The sequence below is a fragment of the Timonella senegalensis JC301 genome (assembly GCF_000312125.1).
GTDB lineage: Bacteria > Actinomycetota > Actinomycetes > Actinomycetales > Cellulomonadaceae > Timonella > Timonella senegalensis.
Genome location: NZ_HE978641.1, coordinates 94,821 through 106,891, shown reverse-complemented (window position 1 = coordinate 106,891; position 12,071 = coordinate 94,821). Strand labels below are relative to the sequence as shown.

Annotated in this window: 6 protein-coding genes and 1 pseudogene; all 7 read left to right on the top strand. The window is 57.5% G+C overall.

Features of this window, described 5'->3' with window-relative positions; genetic code table 11:
* The first annotated feature begins 21 nt into the window (after positions 1 to 21).
* The 7 genes and pseudogenes from rplA (at position 22) to rpsG (ending at position 12,059) form a co-directional block, all read left to right on the top strand.
* Entirely contained in the window at positions 22 to 738 is a 717-nt protein-coding gene (gene rplA, locus HGSM_RS00500) for a 50S ribosomal protein L1 (protein WP_019146783.1), read from the top strand.
* A 778-nt stretch (positions 739 to 1,516) separates the two neighbouring features.
* Positions 1,517 to 2,047: a 50S ribosomal protein L10 gene (gene rplJ / locus HGSM_RS00495; RefSeq protein ID WP_019146782.1), complete on the top strand. Its 531-nt coding sequence runs from the start codon at positions 1,517 to 1,519 to the stop codon at positions 2,045 to 2,047.
* 80 nt (positions 2,048 to 2,127) lie between these two features.
* Entirely contained in the window at positions 2,128 to 2,514 is a 387-nt protein-coding gene (gene rplL, locus HGSM_RS00490) for a 50S ribosomal protein L7/L12 (protein WP_019146781.1), read from the top strand.
* Positions 2,515 to 3,099: 585 nt separating this feature from the next.
* Positions 3,100 to 6,612 carry a DNA-directed RNA polymerase subunit beta gene (rpoB, locus tag HGSM_RS00485; protein WP_019146780.1) on the top strand — a complete coding sequence of 1,171 codons (3,513 nt, stop codon included), beginning with the start codon at positions 3,100 to 3,102 and terminating at the stop codon, positions 6,610 to 6,612.
* A gap of 125 nt (positions 6,613 to 6,737) precedes the next feature.
* Positions 6,738 to 10,612: pseudogene (locus HGSM_RS14975) on the top strand (DNA-directed RNA polymerase subunit beta').
* A 600-nt stretch (positions 10,613 to 11,212) separates the two neighbouring features.
* Positions 11,213 to 11,587 carry a 30S ribosomal protein S12 gene (gene rpsL, locus HGSM_RS00475; protein WP_019146778.1) on the top strand — a complete coding sequence of 125 codons (375 nt, stop codon included), beginning with the start codon at positions 11,213 to 11,215 and terminating at the stop codon, positions 11,585 to 11,587.
* Position 11,588: 1 nt separating this feature from the next.
* Entirely contained in the window at positions 11,589 to 12,059 is a 471-nt protein-coding gene (gene rpsG, locus HGSM_RS00470) for a 30S ribosomal protein S7 (RefSeq protein ID WP_019146777.1), read from the top strand.
* The last annotated feature ends 12 nt before the right edge of the window (positions 12,060 to 12,071 follow it).

Below are 12,071 nucleotides of genomic sequence, written 5' to 3'. Positions count from 1 at the left end.
ACTGCTTAAGGAGAACAGCAGATGACTACGCGCAGCAAGGCTTACCGCGCCGCTGTTGAGAAGATCGACAGCTCGCGCATTTACTCCCCACGCGAGGCTCTTCGCCTAGCTAAGGAGACCGCGTCCACCAAGTACGACTCGACCGTTGAGGTTGCTTTCCGTCTTGGCGTGGACCCTCGCAAGGCGGACCAGATGGTTCGTGGCACTGTAATCCTGCCTCACGGCACCGGTAAGACCGCCCGGGTCCTGGTCTTCGCAAACGGTGAGCGTGCAGAGCAGGCACGTGCTGCTGGTGCAGACATTGTTGGTGGCGACGAGCTCATCGAGCAGGTTGCAAACGGTTTCACCGACTTTGACGCAGCAGTTGCTACCCCTGACCTCATGGGTAAGGTCGGTCGTCTGGGTCGTGTGCTTGGTCCTCGCGGCCTCATGCCAAACCCTAAGACCGGTACGGTAACCATGGATGTTGCTAAGGCTGTTAACGAGATCAAGGGCGGAAAGATCGAGTTCCGCGTTGACAAGCACGCAAACCTTAACTTCATCATCGGTAAGGCCTCCTTCTCGGAGACCCAGCTCGTTGAGAACTACGCTGCAGCGATCGAGGAAATCCTTCGTCTGAAGCCTTCGTCCTCGAAGGGCCGTTACCTCCTCAAGGCAACTGTTTCGACCACTCAGGGCCCTGGTATTCCAGTGGACCAGACCAAGGTTTCGAAGCTGACCGAGGAAGACGCTAACTGATTCTGAGCCTTCGGGCTTGATCGTTGTCGCCTTTCTGTGGGCCGTACTGCTTATGCAGTACGGCCCACAGTCGTTTGTGCGGCCGCTACGGTTAGGCCCCTGTACAGGCCTCTTATTGTCGACGATTTTGGTTGCATTCCAGCCCATGCGCGCGGTCGTCGCACACCGAGAGCGGTCCTTCCTGTCTCTCAGTTGAGCGTCCCAACCTACGCCTCCGCGGACTACTCCCTACCAACCTCCTCGCGAGTGCCGGTTTTTGGTGTCGAGTGCCGGGACGCGGATCCGGCACTCGACACCAAAAACCGGCACTCGTGGGGCATCCCGAGAACTCTCGGGAACGGATTGTGCGAGATCCGGACTTTTCGAGAGACGGAGCGCACGGCGTTACGTAAGCAGTGGCGGTTGTGGGGTGGTGCTGGTGGGGGAGCAAGATCGTCGTAAGTCAATGGGGGTGTGCACCTGCCCTGGATAAGGGCATGTGGATAGCCGGAGTGTGACGCAGAACGCGCCGGAGCGCGTTGTCTGCACCCACGGCGGTATGTATAGTTGACCTGTACCCAAGACCGTAGGTTGTTTGGTGTGTGCGTCCAATCGGATGAACACGGCAGACCGAAGTCCAGTTCTGGAGCCCACGCAGGTAACGAATTTAGACATGCTTTTGTATGTGTAAGCCTCGTGCCTGTGCACGAGGCTTTTTTGTTACCTAGGTGGCAGTCAGAGCGGGACGGGAGCTGGATCCCCCAGCGAATACCAGCGGCATTCAATCGGAAGGATTGCCATGGCGAGGCCGGACAAGGCAGCCGCAGTAGAGGAACTCGCAGGACTTTTCCGCGAATCCAACGCTGCAGTGTTGACCGAGTACCGCGGGCTCACCGTTGCACAGCTTAAGACGCTGCGCCGGTCGCTTAGCGGAAACGCATCCTACGCCGTGGTAAAGAACACGCTGACCGCCATTGCGGCCAAGGAAGCTGGCATCGAAGGACTCGACGCCGACCTCAAGGGCCCATCGGCAATTGCATTCATCACTGGTGACCCAGTAGATGCTGCTAAGGGTCTTCGTGACTTTGCCAAGGCTAACCCACAGCTGATCATCAAGTCGGGTGTACTCGACGGTAAGGCGCTCTCAGCTGCGGACATCAATAAGCTTGCGGACCTCGAGTCCCGCGAAGTACTGCTTGCAAAGACCGCTGGTGCCGTTAAGGCCACCATCGCGAAGGCAGCTTACCTCTTCGTGGCGGCACCATCGAAGACCGTTCGCACCATCGACGCCCTGCGCGAGAAGCAGGCATCGGCAGAGGCTGCAGCCTGATTCTCCACCCGGAGATTCAAGTTTCATTCTCTCGTTAACCCCTACTGCTTCACGCAGGATTAATCGGAAGGAAGGCCATCATGGCTAAGCTCACCACCGAAGAGCTCATCGCAGCATTCAAGGAACTCACCCTCATCGAGCTCTCCGAGTTCGTTTCCGCATTCGAAGAGACCTTCGACGTAACCGCAGCTGCTCCAGCAGCAGTTGCAGTTGCAGCAGCTCCAGGCGCAGCAGCAGAAGCTGCTGAAGAGAAGACCGACTTCGAGGTTATCCTCGAGTCCGCTGGTGACAAGAAGATCCAGGTCATCAAGGAAATCCGCGCCCTCACCTCCCTCGGCCTCAAGGAAGCTAAGGACCTCGTTGACGCAGCTCCAAAGGCTGTCTTCGAGACCTCGGTTGACAAGGACAAGGCTGAGGCTGCAAAGGCTGCTCTCGAGGCTGCTGGCGCAACCGTTACCGTTAAGTGATTCCTGCCTTCGGGCAACTTCACTTGGGGTAGCGGTCGTTTGACTGCTGGTTCCTAGACTCAACAAACCGGCCCGTATCCGATTTGGATACGGGCCGGTTTGTCTACGTCGTTAGGAACCGACTAAGGCATTGATTCGCTGTTCTTCAGTTCCGCTCTCTTAACGCCATCTTTCGGCCTGGACTAGTGTTTCAGGATCCGCATGCAGCAAGAGTTGAGAACAGAGGCGCGAGTTTATTAATACGGATCTTCCCGAGGAGTGGGCTGCAAAACGCAGCTTGCTCGAGCTTGGGGAGGTACGAAAATCTTGACCGACTTGCATTTGTTTGGGTCGGTCATGTAGGCTATCGCTTTGCGCTAACGTATGCCCGTGAGCGGTCACCATTGACGTTCAAGGGCCCAAAGGTAACCCTAGAAGGTTCGCATAATCTCGCGGTTTCCGCGGTGTTTTATGGGGGCGTTCGGCAAGACTCTAGCACGTCTGGCGTCTCAAGGGTTGGGCTTTGCTCGTGCGAACAGCACCAGTACGAGTAAGCGCATACACAAGTGTATAAGTGTGCACACGAACCGCAGGGAAGGACCCCTCTTGGCTGCCTCGCGCACCCCTTCTGCTCCGTCCGCAGACGCTATCGCTCGCCGCACGGCGTCACGACGCGTATCTTTTGCAAAGATCTACGAGCCGCTTGAAGTTCCAGACCTCCTTGGTCTGCAAACTGAGAGCTTCGATTGGCTCATGGGAAATGAACGTTGGCGCGCCCGCGTCGATGCCGACAAGGCTACTGGACGCAAGGACGTTCCTGACACATCGGGACTCGAGGAAATTTTCGCGGAGATCTCTCCGATCGAAGACTTCGGCGAGACCATGTCGCTTTCGTTCTCGAACCACCGTTTCGAGCCACCAAAGTACACCGCAGATGAGTGCAAGGAAAAGGACTTCACCTATTCCGCACCACTCTTCGTAACCGCTGAGTTCTACAACGACTCAACCGGTGAAATCAAGAGCCAGACTGTTTTCATGGGTGACTTCCCACTCATGACGGAGCGCGGTACCTTCATCATCAACGGAACCGAGCGTGTTGTTGTTTCGCAGCTCGTGCGTTCCCCTGGTGTCTACTTCGAGCGTCTTGCAGACAAGACCAGCGACAAGGACATCTTCTCCGCGAAGATCATCCCATCGCGTGGTGCTTGGCTCGAGTTCGAAATCGACAAGCGTGACGCCGTTGGTGTTCGTGTTGACCGTAAGCGTAAGCAGTCTGTCACGGTATTCCTCAAGGCACTCGGTATGACCGAGTCCCAGATTCGCGAGGAATTCGCACAGTTCCCAGCCGTTCTCGACACCCTCGAGAAGGACTCGGTCCAGACGCAGGAAGAGGCGCTTGTTGACCTCTACCGCAAGATCCGTCCGGGCGAGCCACCCACGGTTGAGGCTGGTCGCAACCTGCTCGAGAACTTCTACTTCAAGTCCAAGCGCTACGACCTGGCAAAGGTTGGTCGCTACAAGATCAACAAGAAGATTGGCGTTGACTCGCCGATCGACGCGTCGGTCCTGACTGTTGAAGACATCGTTGCAACGATCAAGTACCTTGCCGCGCTGCACGCTGACGTAGCGACCCTTGATGGTGTTCGCAACGACGAGCCAGTTCAGATCCGCGTTGAGACTGACGACATCGACCACTTTGGTAACCGTCGTATCCGCGCCGTTGGTGAGCTTATCCAGAACCAGATCCGTACTGGACTTTCCCGTATGGAGCGTGTTGTTCGCGAGCGTATGACGACTCAGGAAGTTGAGGCAATTGCTCCTCAGACCCTGATCAACATCCGCCCAGTCGTGGCTTCGATCAAGGAGTTCTTCGGAACCTCCCAGCTGTCGCAGTTCATGGACCAGAACAACCCACTTGCTGGCCTTACCCACAAGCGCCGTCTCTCGGCACTTGGCCCAGGTGGTCTTTCCCGTGACCGCGCAGGCATGGAAGTTCGAGACGTTCACCCGTCGCACTATGGCCGTATGTGCCCAATTGAGACCCCTGAAGGACCAAACATTGGTCTTATTGGTTCGCTTGCGTCCTTCGGTCGCATCAACCCATTCGGTTTCATTGAGACGCCATACCGCAAGGTCGTTGACGGCAAGGTCACCGAAGAACTCGTCTTCCTGACCGCTGATGACGAGGACAACTTCGTTATCGCACAGGCAAACACTCCGCTCTCCGAGGACGGCTCGTTCCAGCTCGACCGCGTTTTGGTTCGCACCAAGGGTGGCGAGACGGACGACGTTCCAGGTGTGGACGTTGACTACATGGACGTGTCGCCACGACAGATGGTTTCGGTTGCAACCGCGCTGATTCCATTCCTCGAGCACGACGACGCTAACCGTGCACTTATGGGTGCAAACATGCAGCGCCAGGCTGTTCCACTGGTTCGCAGCGAAGCTCCTTTCGTTGGTACCGGCATGGAGTGGCGCGCAGCTGTCGACGCCGGAGACGTCATCGTTGCCAAAAAGCCTGGTGTGGTCACCGAGGTTTCGGCAGATCTGATCGTTGTCTCGAACGACGACGGCACCACCACCTCGTACCGTGCGGCAAAGTTCCGTCGTTCGAACCAGGGCACCAGCTACAACCAGCGCGTCATCGCCCACCAGGGTGAGCGCGTTGAGGTTGGCTCCGTCCTCGCTGACGGTCCTGCTACCGATGGTGGAGAGCTCGCACTTGGCCGCAACCTCTTGGTTGCGTTCATGTCGTGGGAAGGCCACAACTACGAGGACGCGATTATCCTTTCGCAGCGTCTCGTTCAGGACGACGTTCTCTCGTCGATCCACATCGAGGAGCACGAGATCGATGCTCGTGACACCAAACTCGGCCCAGAAGAGATCACCCGCGACATTCCAAACGTCTCGGAAGATGTTCTTGCGGACCTTGACGAGCGCGGCATCATCCGCGTTGGTGCTGAGGTTTCCTCGGGTGACATCCTCGTTGGAAAGGTCACCCCTAAGGGTGAAACCGAACTGACCCCAGAGGAGCGTCTGCTCCGTGCGATTTTCGGTGAGAAGGCACGCGAGGTTCGCGACACTTCCCTGAAGGTGCCACACGGTGAGTCCGGTACGGTCATTGCGATCCGCACGTTCAAGCGTGAGGATGGCGACGAACTTCCAGCAGGTGTCAACGAGCTCGTTCGTGTTTACATCGCACAGCGTCGTAAGATCACCGCAGGTGACAAGCTCGCAGGCCGCCACGGAAACAAGGGTGTCATCTCGATCATCCTTCCTGTGGAGGACATGCCATTCCTCGAAGACGGTACCGCCGTTGACATCGTCCTGAACCCAATGGGTGTTCCTGGACGAATGAACGTTGGACAGGTCCTAGAGGTTCACCTTGGCTGGATTGCCGCACAGGGTTGGGACACGTCACTTGCAACCGAGGGTGACCTCGAATGGAAGAAGACCATCCCAGCAATTGCGTCCTCCTCCGAGCCACGAACCCCAGTTGCAACCCCCGTGTTCGACGGTCTGGAAGAAGCAGGCCTTGCAGGTCTGCTTACCACCACCCTGCCGAACCGTGACGGCGACCGTATGGTTGGCCCAGATGGAAAGGCGCGTCTGTTCGACGGCCGTTCCGGTGAGCCGTTCCCAGACCCAATCTCCGTTGGTTACATGTACATCTTGAAGCTTCACCACCTGGTGGACGACAAGATTCACGCTCGTTCGACTGGTCCATACTCGATGATTACCCAACAGCCTCTCGGTGGAAAGGCACAGTTCGGTGGTCAGCGATTCGGAGAGATGGAGGTGTGGGCACTCGAGGCTTACGGTGCCGCATACACCCTCCAGGAGCTCCTGACGATCAAGTCTGACGACGTTCCAGGACGTGTCAAGGTTTACGAGGCGATTGTTAAGGGCGAGAACATCCCTGACTCCGGTATCCCAGAGTCGTTCAAGGTTCTCCTCAAGGAAATGCAGTCCCTCTGCCTTAACGTCGAGGTTCTCTCGTCCGATGGTGTCTCCATCGAGATGCGTGAATCGGATGACGAGGTGTACCGCGCTGCTGAGGACCTCGGCATCGACCTCACCCGCCGTCCGAACGCAGCAGCAAGCATCGACGAGATCTAAGTTTCGTCTTGACCGTGGTTGGGGGTCTCGGGTTGACCCCCAACCACACTCAAACTTTTTAGCAACACCTCCACCGCGCCGGTCGTAATACCCGACGGTCCGGCAGACGAAGGAAGTAGGACACCTTGCTCGACGTCACAGAATTCGACGAGCTTCGTATCGGTCTGGCTAACGCCGAAGATATTCGTAACTGGTCTCACGGAGAAGTAAAGAAGCCTGAGACCATCAACTACCGCACACTCAAGCCTGAGAAGGACGGACTCTTCTGCGAGAAGATCTTCGGCCCAACTCGCGACTGGGAATGCTACTGCGGTAAGTACAAGCGTGTGCGTTTCAAGGGCATCATCTGTGAGCGTTGTGGCGTTGAGGTCACCCGCTCGAAGGTGCGCCGTGAGCGCATGGGGCACATCGAGCTTGCTGCTCCTGTAACCCACATTTGGTTCTTCAAGGGTGTTCCTTCCCGCCTTGGTTACCTTTTGGACCTCGCTCCAAAGGACCTCGAGAAGGTCATCTACTTTGCTGCTTACATGATCACGTCCGTTGACGAGGAGGCACGTCAGGCTGAACTGCCTAACCTCCAGAACGAGATCGACATTGAGCGCAAGGAAATCGAAGACCGCCGCGACAACGAGATCAACGAGCGTTCCGTACGCCTCGAGAACGATCTCGCGCAGCTTGAAGCTGAGGGCGCCCGCGCCGACGCCAAGCGCAAGGTTCGCGACTCTGCAGAGCGCGAGATGGGCCACATCCGTAAGCGCACGGACCTGGAACTCGACCGCCTGACCAACGTGTGGGAGAAGTTCAAGAACCTCAAGGTTGCAGACCTTGAGGGAGATGAAATGCTCTACCGTGAGCTCACCGACCGCTACGGCGCTTTCTTCGAGGGCTCGATGGGTGCTGCCGCTATCCAGAAGCGTCTGCAGAACTTCGACCTTGCAGCAGAAGCCGAGAACCTCCGCGAGATCATCCGTACTGGTAAGGGCCAGAAGAAGACCCGTGCGCTCAAGCGCCTCAAGGTCGTCAACGCGTTCCTGACCACGGACAACAAGCCAGAGTCGATGGTGCTGGACGCTGTGCCAGTTATCCCACCAGACCTTCGCCCAATGGTTCAGCTCGATGGTGGACGTTTTGCAACGTCTGACCTTAACGACCTGTACCGTCGTGTGATCAACCGTAACAACCGTCTGAAGCGTCTGCTGGACCTCGGTGCTCCCGAGATCATCGTGAACAACGAGAAGCGCATGCTCCAGGAAGCTGTTGACTCTCTGTTCGACAACGGTCGCCGTGGTCGTCCAGTTACTGGTCCGGGCAACCGTCCACTGAAGTCGATCTCTGACATGCTCAAGGGTAAGCAGGGTCGTTTCCGTCAGAACCTCCTGGGTAAGCGTGTTGACTACTCGGGTCGTTCGGTCATCGTTGTCGGTCCACAGCTGAAGCTGCACCAGGCGGGTCTGCCTAAGCAGATGGCGCTTGAGCTCTTCAAGCCATTCGTTATGAAGCGTCTTGTTGACCTCAACCACGCTCAGAACATCAAGTCTGCTAAGCGCATGGTTGAGCGGGGCCGTTCGGTCGTGTGGGATGTCCTCGAAGAGGTCATCACGGAGCACCCAGTTCTTCTGAACCGTGCACCAACCCTGCACCGCCTTGGTATCCAGGCGTTCGAACCACAGCTCGTTGAGGGTAAGGCAATCCACCTGCACCCACTCGTTTGTGCTGCGTTCAACGCTGACTTCGACGGTGACCAGATGGCAGTTCACTTGCCACTGCCGCTGAGGCGCAGGCAGAGGCTCGTATCCTCATGCTTTCGAGCAACAACATCCTGAAGCCTTCTGATGGGCGTCCAGTGACCATGCCTTCGCAGGACATGATCATCGGTCTGTTCCACCTGACTTCGGACCGCGAGAATCCACTGGGTGAGGGCCGCGCGTTCTCCTCGGTTTCGGAAGCCATCATGGCCTTCGACGCTGGGCAGCTGGACCTCAACGCTGTCGTCAAGATCCGCATGGACGACTTGGTGCCACCAAAGGCTGGCTTCGAGGCTCCTGAGGGTTGGGAAGTTGGACAGCCAATCCTGTTTGAGACCACTCTCGGCCGCGCACTCTTCAACGAACTGCTCCCAGTTGACTTCCCATACGTCAATGGTGTTGTAGACAAGAAGAAGCTCGGCCAGATCGTGAACGAATTGGCTGAGACCTACCCAAAGGTTGACGTTGCAGAGTCGCTCGACGCACTGAAGAGCGCTGGATTCAAGTGGGCTACTCGCTCCGGTGTTTCCATCGCGATTTCGGACGTTGCGACCCCAGCTGTGAAGGCACAGATCCTCGCTGAGCACGAAGAGCGCGCGCTGAAGATTCAGCAGCAGTTCGACCGTGGTCTGATCACGGACGACGAGCGTCGTCAGGAGCTCATTGAGATCTGGACCCAGGCAACTGACAAGGTTGCTAAGGCTATGCAGGAGAACTTCCCTGCACGCAACACCGTCTTCCGCATGGTTGGTTCCGGTGCACGTGGAAACTGGATGCAGGTTCGTCAGATCGCAGGTATGCGTGGACTGGTGGCAAACCCTAAGGGTGACATCATTCCTCGTCCTATCAAGTCGAACTACCGTGAGGGCCTCTCGGTTCTCGAGTACTTCATTGCAACCCACGGTGCACGTAAGGGTCTTGCTGACACCGCTCTGCGTACCGCAGACTCCGGTTACCTGACCCGCCGTCTCGTAGACGTTTCGCAGGACGTTATTGTCCGTGAGGACGACTGCGGAACTGAGCGCGGTCTGACCTTGCCTGTTGGTGAGGACATCGGAGATGGCACCCTCGTGCGTCACGAGAAGGTCGAGCAGTCGATCTACACTCGTACGCTCGCTCAGGATGTTGAGGTCGACGGTGAGATCATTGGTCGCGCAGGTGAAGACGTTGGTGACATCCTCATCGACCGTCTGATTGCCTCGGGTGTGGAGAACCTCAAGGTTCGCTCCGCTCTGACCTGTGAGTCACGCGTTGGAATCTGTGCAAAGTGCTACGGCCGCTCGCTTGCAACGGGCAAGCTCGTTGACATCGGTGAGGCTGTCGGTATTATCGCCGCACAGTCCATTGGTGAGCCTGGTACTCAGCTGACGATGCGTACCTTCCACACCGGTGGTGTTGCATCTGCAGATGACATCACGCAGGGTCTGCCACGTATTACGGAACTCTTCGAGGCCCGTACTCCTAAGGGTGAGGCACCAATTGCCGAGTACACCGGTCGCATTGCGATCGATGACTCGGAGCGCAGCCGCCGCATCACGCTGACGCCAAACGACGGCTCCGAGGAAATCGTTTACCAGGTTTCCAAGCGAGCACGTCTGCTGGTTGTTGACGGCGACGAGGTTGCGGTTGGTACTCAGCTGGTACAGGGTGCGGTTGACCCCAAGAAGGTCCTCCGTATTCTTGGCCCACGCGCTACCCAGAAGCACCTGGTGGACGAAGTCCAGCACGTGTACCGGTCGCAGGGTGTGGACATCCACGACAAGCACATCGAGGTTATCGTGCGCCAGATGCTGCGCCGCGTAACCGTGCTTGACTCGGGTACCACGGACCTGCTTCCAGGTGAGCTCGCCGAGCGTTCGCGCTTCGAGGATGCTAACCGCGGTGCACTCGCTGAGAGCGGTACTCCAGCTTCCGGTCGTCCGGAGCTCATGGGTATCACCAAGGCGTCGCTTGCTACCGAGTCGTGGCTCTCGGCCGCTTCCTTCCAGGAGACGACCCGAGTCCTGACCGAGGCAGCAATGTCCGGCCGTCGCGACCCACTCCTTGGCCTCAAGGAGAACGTCATCCTCGGTAAGCTCATCCCCGCTGGTACGGGTCTTCCTCGCTACCGCAACGTCGAGGTTGAGCCAACTGAAGAAGCTAAGGCTGAGCTGTACCCAAGCTTTGGCTACGACGAGATCGACTTCTCCGGAATCGGTCTTGGTTCCGGCGACTCGATTCCTCTGGATGACCTCGAGTTCCCAGACTTCCGCTGATCGTGTGATCTGAAGTCAGCGGGGGCCCCGGCTATTGCCGGGGCCCCTGCTTTTTTATCCCTGATTCTCGACGATCTTGGTTGCGATCCAGCACACGTGCAGGTCACGGACGGGGCCGGGGAGAGGTGTGGTCACTGCGCTGTGGATAACGAGAAGAATGACGAAGGTCACGTACGCAAGTGAGCCAACTTTCTTTGACGCGGTTGTTCCCGCTCTGTAGACTTAGTGATTGTGCGTACCAACAGTGTGCGCCCGAAACGCCGCTCAAATAGTTGAACATCTAGGCTTCGCCTAGTTACCACACTTCTTGGCGGTGCCACTCAGTTCGCTGAGTCGAGCTCTGGCTGTCAGTGCCAGGCTGGAATCAACGAACTGAACTCCGTCAAGGAGTTTCGGGCCGCTGCACTCTTTGTACTCATCCCTTCCTCGCCACTGACAGGCATGAAGGGCCATCGAGCCGGTGGTACGTGGCGATCATTGACAGCTTTCCGCTGTGGGTCTTTCCGCGTGCGCCTGCAAGCGATGGGTTGTCAATAGACCATAGAAGCCCGCGTTGGAAAGTCAAGACCTTGAGCGGGCTCTTAATGACACGGAGTTGTAGTGCCCACTATTCAGCAGCTCGTCCGTAAGGGGCGGACGTCAAAGGCCGGGAAGTCGAAGACTCCTGCGCTTAAGGGTTCCCCTCAGCGGCGCGGTGTGTGCACCCGCGTCTACACCACCACCCCAAAGAAGCCAAACTCCGCGCTCCGTAAGGTCGCTCGTGTGAAGCTGTCGAGCGGTATTGAAGTTACCGCTTACATCCCAGGTGTTGGTCACAACCTCCAGGAGCACTCGATCGTGCTCGTTCGTGGTGGTCGTGTTAAGGACCTTCCGGGTGTTCGTTACAAGGTAATCCGCGGTGCACTTGACACCCAGGGTGTTAAGAACCGTAAGCAGGCTCGTTCCCGCTACGGCGCAAAGAAGGAGAAGAACTGAAATGCCTCGTAAAGGCCCAGCTCCTAAGCGTCCGCTCGTTGTAGACCCAGTCTACGGCTCGCCAGTAGTGACGCAGCTTATCAACAAGGTTCTCCTTGACGGCAAGAAGTCGACTGCAGAAGCAATCGTCTACGGCGCTCTTGAGGGCGTTCGCGAGAAGACCGACGCTGACCCAGTAATCGCACTGAAGCGCGCTCTCGAGAACATTCGTCCAGCTCTTGAGGTTCGTTCACGCCGCGTCGGTGGAGCAACCTACCAGGTGCCAGTTGAGGTTCGCCCAGCACGTGCGACCACCCTCGCACTGCGTTGGCTGACCGACTACTCCCGCGCACGTCGTGAGAAGACGATGACCGAGCGTCTCATGAACGAGATCCTCGACGCATCGAACGGACTCGGGGCTGCTGTCAAGCGCCGCGAGGACATGCACAAGATGGCCGAATCGAACAAGGCATTTGCTCACTACCGCTGGTAATACTTTTAGGGT